The following is a 16,595-nucleotide window of genomic DNA, read 5'->3' as shown; positions in this document are numbered from 1 at the left end:
GTGGCTTTTTAGGGTTAGCGACCTTTCAATTCCAGATAGCGATTGTACCAAATCTTAACGTATTCTTCTGAGAAGGGGCCTTTTTTTTGATTGATCCAGTCAACGAGGATTTTCACATTTTCCTTTAGAATCAAGTCCAAATCAGTAGGGTAGCCCATCTGACGACGATGCTGCTCATATTCTTCAATATCCAGCAGCTTTTTTGTCCCGTCAGTAAATACTTTGACATCGAGGTCATAGTCGATATACTTGAGCGCCTCTTGGTCGAGAATATACGGGCTAGCCATATTGCAATAATAAGAAATCCCCTCATCTCGAATCATGGCAACTACATTAAACCAAAATTTCTTATGGAAATAGACCAGAGCTGGTTCTCGTGTTACCCAGCGCCGCCCATCATTTTCCAAGACCAGAGTGTGGTCGTTGACCCCAATAACCGCATGCTCAGTGGTTTTTAGAATCATGGTATCTCGCCAAGTGCGATGGTGCTGGCCATTATGCTTATAACTCTGAATCGAAATAAAGTCGCCCTCTTTAGGTAACTTCATCCGCTTACCAACTTTCTAAAAAGTTTATCCACATCATTTTACCATAATCTGATTAAAAACGCACTAAAAATAATCCCGAAAAGCACGGTCGATGGCGGAAAACGAATAACCTTTCCGAGCTAAGGCCTGCTTTACCCGCTGTTTCAGTTCATAGCCATCGTATTTTCTGCTGTATTTTCGCTCTTGTTTCTCGAGTTCCGCCAGCAGGAGTTCGCCCTCTCTCTCTTCGTCGGTATCGATTGTTGCTGACGCAATGGCAGAGCTGGCGGTCTGATAGGAGAAACCCTTGTTGAGTAGGTGTTGGGTGAGCTTGTCTTTGAGCGCCTTTTGCGGTAGCTTACCACTGTACTTTCGGATGGCCTTGTTGACGAGCCGTTCAACAACCTCGGTAAAATCAGACTCCTCTAAGGCAGCCTCAATCACTCTCAGCGGAACTCCTTTTTGTATCAGTTTTTGTTTCAGTGCAAATGGCCCCTTGTCACCAGAATAGAGATTGCCTTGAATCAGTTGCTGGGCATAGCGGGCATCGTCCAGCCATTTATCGGCAGTCAGGCTGTCAATGACGGTCGAGATGATATCTTCGTCAATCTCATGTTTCATCAGGTAATCACGGACTTCCTTGCTTGTTCGTTGCTTGAAGGATAGGTGATAGAGGGCGAGATTTTTACCATAGGAAAATTGCGCAAACTGGCGAATGTCCTCTAGTTCCACATCGGTAATGTCCTTGCCCTTGGTCAACATGAACCGAACAATGGTATCCTCTGTGATATAAAGTCTTTCTGTGTCATCTAGTTCTAGTAGGTAAAGGCGTTTTTTCTTTTCAAGTTTAGTAATCTTCATGTCTTCCATTATAGCAAAAAAGCGGTGCAGCTAACAATCAGGGTAATCTTGTAGCCTTGTAAATCGCTTGTTAAACCGTTATCCAATAGGAAAAAACGCACAAGAACAGGCAATCAGGTTTCCTGTTCTTGTGCATTTTCTTGGGTTATGGTGCGGTAATTGTATCTGCCCCCCCCATGTAAGGGCGTAGGACTTCTGGGATAGTGACAGAACCGTCTTCATTTTGGTAGTTTTCAAGGATGACTGCTACGGTGCGACCGACTGCCAAGCCTGAACCGTTGAGGGTGTGGAGAAGCTTGACCTTGCCGTCTTCGTCACGGTAGCGGATTTGGGCACGACGGGCTTGGAAATCTTCGGTGTTGGAACAGCTGGAAATTTCACGGTAGGCATTTTGTGCTGGAATCCAGACTTCCAAGTCGTAGGTCTTAGCTGCTGAGAAGCCCATGTCGCCTGTGCAGAGGGCAAGGACGCGGTAAGGCAGCCCCAGTTTTTGCAGGATATTTTCTGCGTCAGCGGTCATTTTTTCCAGTTCGTCGTAAGACTCTTCTGGCTTGGCAAACTTGACCATCTCTACCTTGTGGAATTGGTGAAGGCGGATGAGACCACGGGTGTCACGACCAGCAGAGCCTGCTTCAGAGCGGAAAGACGGGCTCATAGCGGTGAAGTAAATCGGCAAGTCCTTGCCGTCGATAATCTCGTTGCGGTAGAAGTTGGTCAGAGGGACTTCGGCTGTCGGAATCAGTACCAGCGGACGTTCTTCGTCTGCGATTTCAAAGGTATCTTCCTTGAATTTTGGGTATTGACCAGTGCCAAACATGGAGTCACGGTTGACCAGATAAGGGGGCACGATTTCCTGATAGCCTTCTTTGGCGTGCTCGTCCAGCATGAAGTTGTAGAGGGCGCGCTCTAATCGCGCTCCTAATTTCTTGTAGAAGAGGAAGCGGCTGCCTGTGACTTTTGCCCCACGTTCCCAGTCTAGGATGTCGAGGTCTTCACCCAGATTCCAGTGAGCTTTGGGTTCAAAGTCAAAGGTGCGTGGTGTCCCCCAACGGCGGACCTCCACATTGTCTTCTTCATCTGCTCCCACAGGGACGCTATCGTGGGCAGTATTTGGCAGGATAGCGATGGTCTGGCTGATTTGCTCATCAATGCTGGTCAATTCAGCGTCAATCGCTTTGATGTTAGCCCCTAGCTCTTGCATGGCAGCGATTTGGCTGCTGGAATCTTCTTTGTTGCGTTTGGCAGTTGCAATGGCCTCGGAAGCCTTGTTGCGCTTGGCCTTAGCTTCTTCAGACTGGACCAAGAGCTCACGGCGCTTTTCGTCCAAGGTTTTGAGGGTTTCTAAGACCTTGCGGTCCACCCCACGTTGGGCGAGTTTGCTAGCGGTACCGTCAAAATCAGTACGTAGTCGTTTGATGTCTAACATAAGAGTCCTCCTTTGAAATAAAAACAGCACCAGTGTTTCTGCTGGAGCGTGTTCACGCGGTTCCATCCAGCTTCGCACAAGTGCCTTGATTGGTGATTGAGTTGTCTACACGGTAGAATTTCATCTGTCCTTTTCTATCTGCTCACAGCTACCGCAGACTTTCTGAAAGAAAAGGACACACTACTTATCCGTTGGTCTTATTATACCTGATTTAGGACGATTTGGCAAATACTTGCTTGATTTTTTTACCGATTGTCTGCAAGAGTGTTGGCAATTTAATCACCTTATCATTACCAAGCTTCTCTCGAGCGATTTTCAGAATCTTACCAGAGTCCTTGCTGGCAAAGAGGAATTTTCCGCTGTCAGTTTGGATTTCAAAATGTCGGCTAACGGTTTTTCCATGAACGTTCGCACCGATATGCTGAATGTTGCCCCAAGGAATCTGGATGTAGCGTTCGACATTGGTGTCTGGGTAAAATTCGATTGCTTTGTCGCCAATGAGAAATTTGCCGACCTTGCTACCGATGTCTGCGTAGGACACGCCAGTTGTTTGAAAAAGAACAGTTGTGTTGAGTGATTGTGCCATAGGCTCCTCCTTGTTTTGTTTCTTTGAAATTATGAGGTTTTAGCCTGCCTTACCAGAGTTAGCTGAATTGGGGAGGCACAGTTAGGTGGGAACAGTGACGATTATTCGCAAGCAATTCCGTCCCCGTCTCGGTCTAATTTTCGGCTGTAACCAGGCTCACCTAAATAAATCGGCGTGACCCCGGCAGCTCTGGCTTCAGAACAGTTTGCATATCTAACTGTAGCAGGAGCTTGAACAAATCCCTGTTGCTGAGAAACTATAGTTGCCTCTTGTTCCTCTGCTTGATGTTGAGCTTCTGCTAGTTCAGCAGCCAGTCGCTCCTCCTCAGCTTTTCTAGCCGCTTCTTCAGCCGCTTTTCTCTCAGCTTCCTCTTTTTCAGCGGCCAGTTTCTCTTTCTCAGCCTGTTTAGCAACTTCAGCAATCTGTTTCTGATTTTGTTCCGTTTCGGATACTGTAGTTGTGGTTGATTCAGGTATAAATGAGGAAGAATCTGTTTGCTTGTTGCCTATTTCTTTTTTTACCGCTGAAGAATTTGAAGATTGACTAGTTAATACCGTGCTGGTTGGTTTAGTCTGGTTTGGTGTATTTTCTGAGAAATATGAAGGAGCGAGTAGGAGTGTTCCTAGCCCTCCGATAGCCAGCAAAGAGATATATTTTTTTCGCTTATCAGGATTAGGTTGTCGTTTACTGTAGTACCAAGTTCCGATTACTCCCAAAAAGAATACTAAGGGGAGTAGAGCAATAATGAGACTGAGCAATAAGATTCCTCCCAAAAGATAGAGGAAGGCTTTCAGTGGTGTTATTTTTTTCATAAGAGACTCCTTTCGTTTTTTATATTATAACATTAAAATATATAAAACGAAAGAAATCATATAATCGGACGAACAAAAACTTAGTTAGAATTTGTTGCGTGCTCAGCATCTTCTCAAAAGAAAGGGAAAAGTAAGAGGCGACACGTCCCAAATGACGACAAAACCCTCACATAGTGAGGGTTTGCCATCTTACATGATACCTGCAACGCGTGCCAAGATACCAACGATGAAGAGACCTACAATAATGGTGATTGGAGATACTTTTTTCTTGAGCAACCACATACATAGGAAGGTCAAGAGCAAGTGCATAACACCTGGTAAGAGACCGTCCAAGTTTTGTTGGAAGCTAGTTATCTTAGTTGGTGTTTGAGAGAGACCTTGACCAACTTGGGCGAAGGCTTCACGAATTCCCTCGCTACCTTCTGGCAATTTATCCCAGTGGATAAATGCTTTATCATCTAATTGCACTTCTGAAACGTTAAAGGCAAACTTGATGGATACCCAGCGTTCTGCCAAAACAGCGATGATGAACATCCCAAGGATTGAGGCACCTTTGGTGATGTCTTGAAGGATACCACCTGACATGTCTTTGGTGATTTCACGACCAGATTTGTAACCGAACTCTTGGGTGTACCAGAGGAAAAGCATACGGATGGCGTTCCAAGCGATGAAGAAGAGCAGTGGACCAATGATGTTGCCTGATACGGCAAGGGAAGCACCGAGGGCCCCGAGGATTGGGCGAACGGTAAACCAGAAAACAGGGTCACCGATACCAGCGAGAGGTCCCATCATCCCGATTTTAACCCCTTGGATAGCGGCATCGTCTACTTGACCACCGTTAGCACGCTCTTCTTCAAGAGCGAGGGTAACACCGACGATTGGTGCTGCCACGTAAGGGTGTGTGTTGAAGAATTCCATGTGGCGTTTAAGTGCCGCCTGCTGGTCTTCCTTTTTAGTGTAAAGTTTTTTGATGGCTGGCACCATAGTGTAGGCCCAACCCAAGTTTTGCATCCGCTCGTAGTTCCAAGAAGCTTGAAGGAACTGAGAACGCCACCAGATGTTCTGACGGTCTTTCAGGGTTAATTGTACTTTTTCTGACATGTTTTTATCCCCCTTCTTAGTAGTCTTCTAAAATGTCGCCAATTGGGTCACCTGAACCAGCGTTACCGCCTTTTTTAGAGAGGTTGAGGTAGATGAAGGCAAGGGCTGTACCAATGGCACCAAGAGCAATTAAGGTCAAGTCGCTGACAGCAGCCAGAGCAAAACCAAGAGCAAAGAATGGCCAAACTTCGCGGGTTGCCATCATGTTGATAACCATGGCAAGACCAACCGCGATAACCATGCTACCGCCGACAGCCATACCACCTTGCAACCAATCAGGCATAGCTTCCAGCATGGCACGTACAGCATCAGCAGGAACGGCAATCAAGAGCGCCGCAGGAATAGCGATACGCAGACCTTGAAGAGAGAGAGCAACCAAGTGGTAGCGCTCAAGTGCCGCAAAGTCACCGCGCTCAGCAGCTGCGTCGGCACCGTGCACCAAACCAACGGAGATCGTGCGGACAATCATGGTCAAGAAAAGACCAGCAACAGCTAGAGGGATAGCAACGGCTTGTGCGACTTGGATACCATTGTTTGAGAAGTCGCCACCTTTGATCAAGATGATAGCAGAAGCTACAGAAGCCAGAGCCGCGTCAGGAGCTACCGCAGCACCGATGTTAGCCCAACCAAGAGCCAAAAACTGGAGGGTACCACCGAGCATGATACCGGCAGTTAGGTTACCACTCACCAGACCAATCAAGGTACAAGCTACGATGGGTTGGTGGAATTGGAATTGGTCAAGGACACCTTCCATACCAGCTAGGAAGGCGACCACGACGATTAAAATAGCAGAAATAATTGAAATATCCATTATTTTATCCTTTCAGTAAGATACAAAGGGTGTTAAAAATCCACAGTGAAAATAGGCAACTAGGCGAAGAAACTCTAGTTTCTAGGAGAGTTGGTCTTTTTCACACAGGATTTAACCCGTGTTCAATTTCATAAGATATAAGGACGTTAAGAAAATGCGATAAAATCCGTAGGCAGATCCGCCGATGGTGTCGCCATCTAGGAGCTGACTAAATTTTGGAGCATTTTTAGTCCGAATTCAGTTTTGAGTTTAACAAAGAAGAGTTAGTTCACATTTGCTTTTTTAATCAAGTCAAACAGGTTGCCAGGTTTATCATTTGGCACCTTGCGAACGTCAAAGCTGACACCGAGGTCGCGTAGCTCTTCAAACGTTGCCACATCGGCCTTATTCATCGACAAGGCGTTTGTGACCATGGTTTTACCTGTTGAGTGCGCCATTGAACCAACGTTGAGGACTTGAATTGGCACACCACCCTTGATAGCTTCGAGAGCTTCTTGAGGTGTTTCAAACAAGATCAATGCCTTCGTATCACCAAAGCGAGGGTCTTTAGCCGCTTCAATGAGTTTTCTAATCGGCACAACGTTTGCCTTCACCCCGTTTGGTGCAGCTTGCTTGATAAGTTGCTTACGCAGTTCATCTTGGGCGACAGTATCTGAGGCAACGATGATACGGTTGGCTTTAGAGTCCGGTGTCCAAGCAGTTGCCACTTGACCGTGCAAAAGACGGGTGTCGATACGCGCCAAGTTGATTTTGAGCTTGCCGTCTCCGATGACTGTGCCCTCAGGAATAGCTCTTTGACGAACTGGTGCTGCAACTGGTGCTGCAGTTGTTGATGCAGGCTCGAGTGATTCAGGTAGAACCTTAATCCCTTCGCGTGCTTCTTTGAGAATATTAGCTGCCACCTGTTCAACACCAGCACTAGCGTCCATTAGACGTTCAGTGTAGGCTTGGATTAACATTGGCAGGTTGAGACCTGTGATGATAGCTACCTTGCGTTCAGGATTTTCACCTGCGACACGGCTGGCTTGGTTAAATGGCGAACCACTCCACAAGTCAGCGAGGACAAGGATTTCATCATCGGCGTCAAATTGAGCGATAGCTGCACTGATTTTTGCGTGCAAGTCATCTGGACCTTCGTTTGGCATAAAGGTCACGACTTGTACTTTTTCTTGTTCGCCAAAAATCATTGCACCTGACTGGTGAATGCCAGCAGCAAACTCACCATGGCTGGCAATAACAATACCGATACCCATTCTTGAATTTCCTCCTTTAAATTATTTTTCATTGACATGACTAAAATAGCCTCTTATTGTGTTAAAAGTCCTTTTTAACCATGTCAAAGAAAGTCAAGAACGTCATTATTGTAAAACGATTTCAATTTCTTGTCAATAGGTAGAAATTATAATAATTAATCAAGTTAACCTATAAGTGAGCGAGTAAACAAAAACGAAAAAATAAGCTAGATAGCCTGTTTTTAGGAGTTTTTGGGTAGTTCAGTTTGTTAAAATACGAACAAAAGTAATATAACAAGTGTTCCTGCTTGTTCGAAAAAATTTTTATTTTTTCAATTCCCTGAAAATGCTTACTTGTTTCTTTTAGTATTTTTCTGAAACTTACAAAAATAATTCACGGAGTTGATGGGCGACCCCGTCTTCATCGCAAGTATATGAAATCTGTTGATCAGCATATTCAAGGAGCATGGGATTGGCATTTTTTATGGCATAGCCAACGTTTGCAAAAGCTAGCATCTCCGTGTCATTTTGCTCATCGCCAAAAGCAATCAAGTCCTCTCTGGACCGTCCTAAACTGGTCAATAATCGCTCTAAAGCATAGGCTTTGTTGATGCCTTTGGGTGAAAACTCTAACAGATTTAATGGTCCGCCCCAAGAATCAACTTCAATCTCATGCCTGAAATAGGCTTTAATCTCTTTTGCCAGCTGGTACTTATCCTCGTGACGGGTTTGCACTAACAATGCAAGAGGATCTGCGAGTAGCTGATTTGGGTTAAGCAAGAGGTCATCGCTCAGCTCATTGAGCCCAAAAAGTTTTGGATCAATCTTATCCCTCTGATCTAAAGTGACGAGGAAATGGTCGCGGTATTCGCTAGCGACGAAGTCTAGTTCGAATCGATGGGTTTCCTGCAATAGCTCAAGGAGGTAAGAGCGATCGATGGTAATGGCATGTTCACCTGCCCAAGCTTTTTCAGGGATATGTAACATTGCTCCGTTAAAGTTAATCATCGGAGAGGTCAGTCCAAGCTGTTTATAGTAGGCTTTTGCCATACGATAAGGGCGCCCTGTAGCAATGACAACTGTATGCCCCTTGGCGATAACCTGTTGAATCGTCTTAACACTGTTTTCTGAAATGGTGTGGTCACGGCGAAGGAGTGTGCCGTCTAAATCAATAGCAATTACTTTTTTTGTCATAAGAGGTATTATAGCAAAAAACTGGGAAAAGTTCAGCTGCAAAGCTATCAAATCAACAGTCAAAGGTTGAAAATTTTGAATAAGGTTAAAAAATTATTGTTTTTTAATAAGGAAATGTTGCAAAAGAATTTTCTTGTGGTATACTAAAGATGTCGACAACATATTGATAAACAATAAAAAAGAGTTGAAAATAATGATTTAATCAGTTCCAAAAACGATTTATTGGCTTTGTAACTATTCTTAATATCTAACTAACAAATATATCAAAAGGAGTTTCATCATGAAAAAAGAATTATCATACCTAAAATACCTTGTCCCTGTTCTTAACATTGCCCTTGGTCTCCAGCTTTTCGGCTTTGTGATTGGCTTAATCTTGTTGCTCATCATTAGTGTGGTCGGACTTGATCAAATTGTCTCTTGGGGAATGACGTTTGCTCAACAACATTTGCTCAACAACATGGCGGTCAGGTACAAGGCGAATTGTCTAGTCTACCTAGCCTCTGGTTACTCTGGTTGAGTTTACTTGACGTTTTACCTCATATTGCCCTTACCTGGTTTATCCGTAAATTCTGTAAAAACCTCCTCGAAGACCGTATTTTCATCGCTGAAAATGCCACCTTGGCACGTCATGCGGCAATCGCTCTGCTATTTTCTTGGGTGCTTAGCATTTCAGTTGGTCCTGTAAGCAATTTAGAGATTGGTTTCGATGGATTTCCTATCATTGCGGCGATTTTAGTTTGGACTATTTCCAAAGTTTTGGAGCAAGCGAACGCCATCGCTGAAGAAAATGATTTTACCATTTAGGAGGTCAGTCGATGATTATAGTGAACCTCGATGTGGAATTAGCAAAGAAAAAAATGAAATCACAGGATTTGGCTGAAAAGATAGGCATCACCACCGCTAATTTGTCTATCTTGAAAACAGGAAAGGCGAAAGCCGTTCGTTTCTCTACTTTAGAAGCCATCTGCCGTGAGCTCAACTGCCAACCAGGCGATATTTTAGCCTATCAACCAGATCAAGACTAAACCTAAAACCAGCCAATGGGCTGGTTTTTTGGTATAATGAGACCAAAAACGTTGGAAAGGCAACCCATGACATTAACTAAAATCGAACAGGCCTACCAGCTGGTGCTGGACAATACCCATGATCTGCAAACGGCCTTATCAACCCATTTCTTTGATGCCTTGATTGAGCAAAATGCGTCCTATCTTGGGGAAGAAACAGCAAGCGAGCACCTAGCCAAGCGCCATCAAGTCCTACGTGACCTTAAACTGAGTGCTGAGGACTGGCGACGTGTTTATCAGTTCCTACTCATCAAGGGTAGTCAGACAGATAAGCTCCAGCCTAATCATCAATTCACCCCAGATTCACTGGGCTTTATCCTCTTGTTCTTGATTGAAGTCCTGACGGATAAACCTCAGCTGGATGTTCTGGAAATCGGTTCAGGTACGGGCAATCTGGCCTTAACGTTGCTCAGCCAAACCAGCAAGCAGCTAACTTATACAGGCATTGAGCTGGATGACTTGCTGATTGATTTATCGGCTAGCATGGCTGAGATTGCTGGTTTACCGTTGACTTTGGTACAAGGCGACGCTGTTCGTCCGCAGCATTTGCCAGAGAGCGATGTGATTTTGTCTGATTTGCCAGTTGGATATTACCCTGATGAAGAGATTGCTAGCCGCTATCAGGTGGCCTCAACAGGGCAAAAAACCTATGCGCATCATCTCCTCATGGAACAATCGCTCAAGTACTTAAAACCTGGAGGACTAGCGATTTTTCTAGAGCCAAATAACTTGTTAACAAGCCCGCAGGCAGATTTATTGAAACAATGGCTAAGCGACTATGCCAATATCCTTGGTGTGATTACCTTGCCTGATAACCTTTTTGCTGGTCAGCAACTGACCAAATCGATTTTTATCTTGCAAAAGCAAGCAGAAAAGAGCAAGGAGAGCTTCATCTATCCCTTAACTGATTTAAAAGACCCCGATGCCTTAAGAGCATTTATGAAAGCTCTTAGGACCTGGAAAAGTAGCTAATAATGATTATGAATCGTTTATAGTCTATCATGTCTGGGAAACAACTGTTAAAAACGTCACAAACTCACAAAAAAATATAGTCCAAAGGCGTGCCATTTTGATAAGAATTTGCTATAATGTAAGGGATAACAAAAAAATAGAGGTGTATGATGTCAAAAACAATTGCAATCAACGCAGGTAGTTCAAGCCTAAAGTGGCAACTTTACCGCATGCCAGAAGAAGAAGTCTTGGCAGCTGGTATTGTTGAGCGTATCGGTTTGAAAGATTCGATTTCAACTGTAAAGTTTGATGGGAAAAAGGAATCTCAAACCCTTGATATTGCTGACCATAACCAAGCTGTAAAGCTTTTGCTAGATGATTTGATTCGCTACGAGATTATCAGTAGCTATGATGAGATTACAGGCGTCGGTCACCGCGTTGTTGCTGGTGGTGAAGACTTTAAAGAATCAGTTCTCTTGGACGAGGAAGCTATCGCTCGTATTGAGAAGTTATCTAGCTTAGCGCCACTTCACAACCCAGCTAACGTGGCTGGTATCCGTGCCTTTAAGGAAATCTTACCAGACATCACTAGCGTCGCGGTCTTTGATACAGCGTTCCATACGACCATGCCAGAAGTTGCTTACCGCTACCCCGTACCAAATAAGTTCTATACAGATCATCAAGTACGTAAATACGGTGCTCATGGAACAAGCCACTACTACGTGTCTCGTCGGGCAGCTGAGTTGCTTGGAAAACCATTGGAAGAAACAAAATTGATTACCGCTCACATCGGTAATGGGATCTCAATCTCAGCGATTGATGGTGGTAAATCTGTCGACACATCCATGGGCTTCACACCGCTTGCTGGTCCGATGATGGGGACACGTTCAGGGGATATTGACCCAGCAATCATTCCTTATCTAATCGAGCAGGTGGAAGAGCTAAAAGATGCTGCAGATGTCGTCAACGTCCTCAACAAGCAATCCGGTCTCCTCGGTATTGCCGAAGTATCCAGTGATATGCGCGAGATTGAAGCAGGTGTTGCGGCAGGAGATGAAAAATGTACCCTAGCCTTCAATATGCTGGTTAATCGTTTGCAGAAGTTTATTGGTCAATACCTAGCGGTACTTAATGGTGCAGATGCTTTGGTCTTCACCGCAGGTATCGGTGAGAACTCCGCTCTGGTGCGTCAATCAATCGTCAATGGTTTGACATGGTTTGGTCTTGACATTGACCCTGAGAAGAATGTTTTTGGTAACTCAGGTGATATCTCAACACCAGCTGCCAAAGTGCGTGTCCTCGTGGTTCCAACAGATGAAGAGTTGGTTATCGCGCGAGATGTTGAAAAGTTGAAAAACTAATTGAGGGAGTGGTATGTGAACGGTACCCTGTCAAGTGGACAATGAAATAATAAAAGATTAAGCAACGGCCTTGTTCCTCATTTCAAGAGGGGCAAGGTCGTTGTACTTTTCTTGAAATCGTTCGTTATTGTAAAAATAGATATAGTCATCAATATCAGTAACCAATTCCTCAAAGGTCTTGTAACTATTCAAATTATAGCACTCGGTTTTAAAGTGACCAAAGAAACTCTCAATTGGCGCATTGTCAATGCATTTGCCAACTCGTGACATAGATTGTGTCATCTGATATTGTGTCGTTATCATCCGATATTTCCGTGAAGTGTATTGGGAGTCACGCTCACTAGGGATAAGTGGCGTGGCATCTGAATTAGCTTCCATAGCATTTCTTAGGCTCTCCATAACAAGAGGATTGTCATTATGCTTGCTGATAATAATCTCTAGTTTTTCCTCTACTGATTTTGGACTTCTTTTTGACATACGAAAACTCCCCTTTTAGTTTCTAGTGAATTTTTGTTTTTTCACTGTCCACTATAAGGGGAGTAGATCACTTTTTTATGTATTTTATTTTCAAAGTGAAGTGTGGGACTTTTTAACAGGTTTTGTATTCGTTTTCTAATTTCTTGCTTTTTTTTATTTTATATGATAAAATGAGAAAAAAGGCACAAGTGCTTTGTCAATAAATTGAAAGGAGGTTAGTCGTACTTAAAGGCAAGGTGTTAGATACCAGCATCTTATGTCAAAGGAGAATAAAGATGTCTAAGAAATTTTCTGCTTTTTATCTATTTTTGATGGCGTTGAGCATATTTATACAACCTATCTCTATTGTTAAAGCTTTAGAGTTTTCGGGAACAGATTCTGTTAGACATTCGTCATTATTTACGGAGATTAAAGCGGCTAATCCAGATAAAGTGGAGCAATCCTATTTTGAAAATAACTATATCATCACAATGCTTGTAGGAGAAAACGGTATTGTATTAGCGACGGATATTTATAATTTAGAAACGCATGATATGATTTCTTCTACGTCGGTTAATAACCGTTCTATTATTGAAACGACAGATAATACGGGGCTTGTTAGCCGACAGGAGTTTGTAAAAGAGAGTGTTGGCAGAACAGGTTTTCGTCATGTATATGATGATTGGCAATATACAGGGCTCGCGGTACCAGCTGGAGCAGTTGCTAATTTAGCAAATGCGGGATTTACAGCTACGACAGCTTTTTTGGCAGGTTGGTTTGGAGTAGCGGTCTCAGTAATACATGGAATTTTGGCCTTTATGGGCATTGGTTGGAGTATTGGTGAGATGCTCGCTACTTCACTTGACACTGATGGAAATGGCTGGATAGCTCTCCACAAACGTGCTAGAAGAGCTTATCGAGGGGGTTCAATCGTTAGTTATGATCATAAAACAACCTAATCATTGGCGTATTTATGTGAAACGATTGGCATTCACTGCTATGGTGCTCGGAGCTGTTTTCCTTTTGTTGCCAAGTCGTTTTTTAGAAAACTTTCCAAAGTTGGTTCAGATGTTGGTCGTTCTACCTCTGTCGCTACCGTTTTTAGGTGTTCGTTGGACAAAAGAAGAGGAGAGGATTTTCGGTTTATTCCCTTGTTTGGGGCTTTCATTTGTCATAAAAACTCTCCTAGATAGTTTGGCAATCCCTTTACCATTGCTTGCTAGGAACCAGCTTTTGACTTATTTTCTCTTCTCGGTAATGTTGTTTATGTTTTGCAATTATCGAAAACACTAAATCAGACGCTCGTTCATCGGGCGTTTTTTAAGTTGTTCAAAGGATAATCTCATCATCTAGCTATGCTTTAATACTAGGGATTGACTAAATAAATGAGGAGAAACGATGTCACAACCAATTTGCGTGCGTTACCCACCAAGTCCAACAGGCATACTCCATATCGGAAACGCTCGTACAGCTCTTTTTAACTACATTTATGCTCGTCATCATGGTGGTACTTTTATCATTCGTATTGAGGACACAGACCGTGAACTCCATGTCGAAGACAATGAACGGTCTCAAGGGCTTTATCCAGTTTGGGACGATGGTTGTAAGCTCCTGAGTCTTTCTCGGCAAAGATAAGGTCGCAAAAGCTGAGGGCCTCCCTTTGAACCGCTAGTCCTAGCGCTTGATGCTGGTCAGCAGAGCTGACGCGGGCGTAGCCGATCGTGATGCTGGGCTGATGGTGATATTTTTTCAAGTAATACATACAGTCTCCTTTACCAACCATTGCAGCAGGGACAGTATTGTATCAAAATTCTTATGATAAAAACCGTCGCCACCTTTCACAGCAACTTAGTTGCGTACTAAAAAAGCCGACCCTCCTGTTAGTGAATACAGAGATGATCAGCTTGGTTAATAATTGCCTAGCAGTAGGTTGCTCTGCGATTAATGCAGGCGAATGACTTCGATTTTGTAGCCATCAGGATCTTTGACAAAGTAGTAGTGGGGTTCTTGACCAGGGAGACCCTTGAGGTCGGTCACCTCATAACCCGCAACGATATGGCTAGCGTGGTTGGCTTCCAAATCCTCCACACCTACAGCCAAGTGACCATAGCCGTCGCCCAAGTCATAGCCTGGGTGGTCATAGTTATAGGTCAACTCTAGTTCGAAATCTTCCCCTTCGGTTTTCATAAACACAAGGGTGAACTTGTGGTCAGGAAAGTCCTTGCGGCGAACTTCCTTAAAGGGAAAGGCTGAGCTGTAAAAGTTAATTGAGGCATCCAAATCCTTGACACGGATACAGGTATGTAATAGCTTCATCGCTGTTCTCCTATCTATATGATACTTCTATGATAACGAAAAAACGTTTTTATTTCAAGAAAGAGAACTTCTCATGGTGATTTAGAAGGGCTGACGGTGACGCATTTCAGTCGGACTTAGCAGCTGTTCACAGGACGATAAAGCTAGATTTTCCTCATGCGTTTGCGCATGTCCTGTGCTATAATAAAAGAAAGAGAACCATAGAAAGAGGTGACCCATGTCCTTTGACGGCTTTTTTTTGCACCATTTGACGAAAGAGTTGCAAGAAGATCTGCTAGGTGGTCGTATCCAGAAGGTCAACCAGCCCTTCGAGCGCGAATTAGTACTGGGCATTCGCAACCATCGCACCAACTATAAACTGCTCCTGTCTGCCCACCCAGTTTTTGGTCGGATTCAGCTGACAAGAGCTGACTTTGACAACCCAAAGGTACCAAATACCTTTACCATGCTGATGAGAAAGTACCTGCAGGGGGCGGTGATTGAGGCGATTGACCAGCTGGATAATGACCGCATTCTGGAAATCAGCGTCTCTAACAAAACTGAGATTGGCGACCAGCTCAAGGTAACCCTGGTCATCGAAATCATGGGCAAGCATTCCAACATTCTCTTGGTTGATAAGAGCCAAGGTAAAATCATCGAGTCCATCAAGCATGTCGGTTTCTCGCAGAACTCTTATCGGACGATTCTGCCTGGAAGTCACTACCTCAGACCACCTGAAACAGGTAAGGGCAACCCCTTTACCATTGGGGATGAAAAGCTCTTTGACCTCTTGCAAACGCAGGAGCTGACAGGCAAAAACCTGCAGACCCTCTTTCAGGGGTTGGGGCGGGATACTGCGGAAAAGTTGTCTGAGGAGCTGATGACCAGCAGCCAGAAGCTCAAAACCTTCCGTCAATTTTTTGCCCAACCGTCTCAACCCAGCTTAACGGCAAAAGGTTTTGCTGCTCTGCCATGGGGCGATAGCCCAAAACCCTATGACAACCTGTCGGAGCTTTTGGATGTCTTTTTCATGGACAAGGCAGAGCGGGATCGTGTGGCTCAGCAGGCCAGTGATTTGGTGCAGAAAGTTGATAATGAACTGGCCAAGAACCGTAAGAAATTGGGCAAACAGGAGGACGAGCTACTGGCGACCGAGAATGCGGAGGACTTCCGTCAAAAAGGGGAGCTCTTGACCACTTTTTTGCATCAGGTGCCAAACGACAAAGATAGCGTGGTGCTGGATAATTATTACACGGGTGAGCCGATGACGATTGCCCTTGATAAGGCCTTGACGCCCAATCAGAATGCCCAGCGCTACTTCAAGAAATACCAGAAACTAAAGGAGGCGGTGAAGCACTTGACAGGTTTGATTGCTGAAACCAAGGCGACCATCGCTTACCTGGAGACGGTGGAACTGGCGCTCAGTCAAGCCAGTCGTGAGGACATCAGTGACATTCGTGACGAACTGGTACAGACAGGTTTTATCCGTCGTCGCAGTCAGGATAAGCTTCACAAACGGAAAAAACCTGAGAGCTATCTGGCGTCAGATGGTCAAACCATCATCATGGTTGGACGTAACAACCTGCAAAACGAAGAGCTGACCTTCAAGCTGGCCAAGAAAAACGAGCTCTGGTTTCACGCCAAGGATATTCCAGGGAGCCACGTGGTTATCAGGGATAATCTTGATCCATCAGATGAAGTCAAGACCGATGCCGCCGAGCTTGCGGCCTATTATTCGAAGGCACGCTTGTCAAACTTGGTTCAAGTCGATATGATTGAGGTCAGAAAGCTCCACAAGCCGACTGCCGCTAAGCCAGGTTTTGTTACCTATACAGGACAAAAGACTTTACGCGTGACCCCTGATGAGGGCAAAATTAAACAGATGAAACAAACCAACTAGGAACGTCCTTAGTTGGTT

At 44.4% G+C, this 16,595-nt stretch carries 18 protein-coding genes and 2 pseudogenes; 8 read left to right on the top strand and 12 right to left on the bottom strand.

Going from position 1 to position 16,595, the window contains the following annotated elements; translation table 11 throughout:
• Window positions 1-14: 14 nt before the first annotated feature.
• From ACERC7_RS00440 to ACERC7_RS00400, 9 genes are all read right to left on the bottom strand, one after another.
• Window positions 15-548: a DUF402 domain-containing protein gene (locus ACERC7_RS00440; RefSeq protein ID WP_018368836.1), complete on the bottom strand. Its 534-nt coding sequence runs from the start codon at window positions 546-548 to the stop codon at window positions 15-17.
• Window positions 549-611: 63 nt separating this feature from the next.
• Window positions 612-1,388: a recombination regulator RecX gene (recX, locus tag ACERC7_RS00435; RefSeq protein WP_373665820.1), complete on the bottom strand. Its 777-nt coding sequence runs from the start codon at window positions 1,386-1,388 to the stop codon at window positions 612-614.
• Between the two features lie 145 nt (window positions 1,389-1,533).
• Window positions 1,534-2,814 carry a serine--tRNA ligase gene (gene serS, locus ACERC7_RS00430; RefSeq protein WP_373665819.1) on the bottom strand — a complete coding sequence of 427 codons (1,281 nt, stop codon included), beginning with the start codon at window positions 2,812-2,814 and terminating at the stop codon, window positions 1,534-1,536.
• A gap of 211 nt (window positions 2,815-3,025) precedes the next feature.
• Window positions 3,026-3,400, bottom strand: a complete 375-nt coding sequence (locus tag ACERC7_RS00425) for a DUF956 family protein (protein ID WP_373658163.1) — start codon at window positions 3,398-3,400, stop codon at window positions 3,026-3,028.
• 101 nt (window positions 3,401-3,501) lie between these two features.
• On the bottom strand, window positions 3,502-4,212 hold the full coding sequence (locus ACERC7_RS00420) for an excalibur calcium-binding domain-containing protein (protein ID WP_373665818.1): 711 nt from the start codon (window positions 4,210-4,212) through the stop codon (window positions 3,502-3,504).
• Window positions 4,213-4,401: 189 nt separating this feature from the next.
• A complete protein-coding gene (locus ACERC7_RS00415; RefSeq protein ID WP_373665817.1) occupies window positions 4,402-5,313 on the bottom strand; it encodes a PTS system mannose/fructose/sorbose family transporter subunit IID in 912 nt (303 codons plus the stop codon).
• A gap of 16 nt (window positions 5,314-5,329) precedes the next feature.
• The gene (locus tag ACERC7_RS00410; RefSeq protein WP_373658181.1) at window positions 5,330-6,127 is read right to left on the bottom strand and encodes a PTS mannose/fructose/sorbose transporter subunit IIC; all 798 of its coding nucleotides are present in this window, start codon (window positions 6,125-6,127) and stop codon (window positions 5,330-5,332) included.
• Between the two features lie 260 nt (window positions 6,128-6,387).
• On the bottom strand, window positions 6,388-7,377 hold the full coding sequence (locus ACERC7_RS00405; protein WP_373665816.1) for a PTS sugar transporter subunit IIB: 990 nt from the start codon (window positions 7,375-7,377) through the stop codon (window positions 6,388-6,390).
• A gap of 360 nt (window positions 7,378-7,737) precedes the next feature.
• A complete protein-coding gene (locus ACERC7_RS00400) occupies window positions 7,738-8,550 on the bottom strand; it encodes a Cof-type HAD-IIB family hydrolase (protein WP_373665815.1) in 813 nt (270 codons plus the stop codon).
• Window positions 8,551-8,830: 280 nt separating this feature from the next.
• On the opposite strand from ACERC7_RS00400, the gene ACERC7_RS00395 reads away from it, so the two are divergent.
• The 5 genes from ACERC7_RS00395 (at window position 8,831) to ACERC7_RS00375 (ending at window position 11,926) form a co-directional block, all read left to right on the top strand.
• Window positions 8,831-9,067 carry a hypothetical protein gene (locus ACERC7_RS00395; RefSeq protein ID WP_373665814.1) on the top strand — a complete coding sequence of 79 codons (237 nt, stop codon included), beginning with the start codon at window positions 8,831-8,833 and terminating at the stop codon, window positions 9,065-9,067.
• Window positions 9,064-9,354, top strand: coding sequence for a DUF2975 domain-containing protein (locus ACERC7_RS00390; protein ID WP_373665813.1), 291 nt, complete (start codon window positions 9,064-9,066; stop codon window positions 9,352-9,354). Before ACERC7_RS00395 ends, ACERC7_RS00390 begins: the two co-directional genes overlap by 4 nt.
• Window positions 9,355-9,365: 11 nt before the next feature.
• The gene (locus ACERC7_RS00385; RefSeq protein WP_018368826.1) at window positions 9,366-9,575 is read left to right on the top strand and encodes a helix-turn-helix transcriptional regulator; all 210 of its coding nucleotides are present in this window, start codon (window positions 9,366-9,368) and stop codon (window positions 9,573-9,575) included.
• A 66-nt stretch (window positions 9,576-9,641) separates the two neighbouring features.
• On the top strand, window positions 9,642-10,586 hold the full coding sequence (locus ACERC7_RS00380) for a class I SAM-dependent methyltransferase (protein ID WP_373665812.1): 945 nt from the start codon (window positions 9,642-9,644) through the stop codon (window positions 10,584-10,586).
• 149 nt (window positions 10,587-10,735) lie between these two features.
• Window positions 10,736-11,926, top strand: a complete 1,191-nt coding sequence (locus ACERC7_RS00375) for an acetate kinase (protein ID WP_373658089.1) — start codon at window positions 10,736-10,738, stop codon at window positions 11,924-11,926.
• Between the two features lie 57 nt (window positions 11,927-11,983).
• On the opposite strand, the pseudogene ACERC7_RS00370 reads toward ACERC7_RS00375, so the two are convergent.
• A pseudogene (locus tag ACERC7_RS00370) lies at window positions 11,984-12,346 on the bottom strand (transposase); the annotation flags it as partial.
• 332 nt (window positions 12,347-12,678) lie between these two features.
• On the opposite strand from ACERC7_RS00370, the gene ACERC7_RS00365 reads away from it, so the two are divergent.
• Both ACERC7_RS00365 and ACERC7_RS00360 read left to right on the top strand, forming a co-directional pair.
• A complete protein-coding gene (locus ACERC7_RS00365; RefSeq protein ID WP_373665811.1) occupies window positions 12,679-13,341 on the top strand; it encodes a hypothetical protein in 663 nt (220 codons plus the stop codon).
• 439 nt (window positions 13,342-13,780) lie between these two features.
• A pseudogene (locus ACERC7_RS00360) lies at window positions 13,781-13,957 on the top strand (glutamate--tRNA ligase family protein); the annotation flags it as partial.
• Here ACERC7_RS00360 and ACERC7_RS00355 read toward each other — a convergent pair.
• Together ACERC7_RS00355 and ACERC7_RS00350 are read right to left on the bottom strand one after the other, a co-directional pair.
• Complete coding sequence (locus tag ACERC7_RS00355) at window positions 13,899-14,144, bottom strand: recombinase family protein (protein WP_373658087.1); 246 nt, start codon at window positions 14,142-14,144, stop codon at window positions 13,899-13,901. The pseudogene ACERC7_RS00360 and the gene ACERC7_RS00355 overlap by 59 nt on opposite strands.
• A 179-nt stretch (window positions 14,145-14,323) precedes the next feature.
• A complete protein-coding gene (locus tag ACERC7_RS00350; RefSeq protein ID WP_373658086.1) occupies window positions 14,324-14,698 on the bottom strand; it encodes a VOC family protein in 375 nt (124 codons plus the stop codon).
• Between the two features lie 217 nt (window positions 14,699-14,915).
• On the opposite strand from ACERC7_RS00350, the gene ACERC7_RS00345 reads away from it, so the two are divergent.
• Window positions 14,916-16,577 (top strand): NFACT family protein, encoded by a 1,662-nt coding sequence (locus ACERC7_RS00345; protein ID WP_373665810.1) that lies wholly within the window; start codon window positions 14,916-14,918, stop codon window positions 16,575-16,577.
• Window positions 16,578-16,595: the final 18 nt, after the last annotated feature.

This window comes from Streptococcus sp. E17BB (assembly GCF_041807725.1).
Lineage (GTDB): Bacteria > Bacillota > Bacilli > Lactobacillales > Streptococcaceae > Streptococcus > Streptococcus entericus.
Note: the sequence above shows the minus strand (reverse complement) of the source record. Positions and strands in the feature narration are given on the sequence as shown.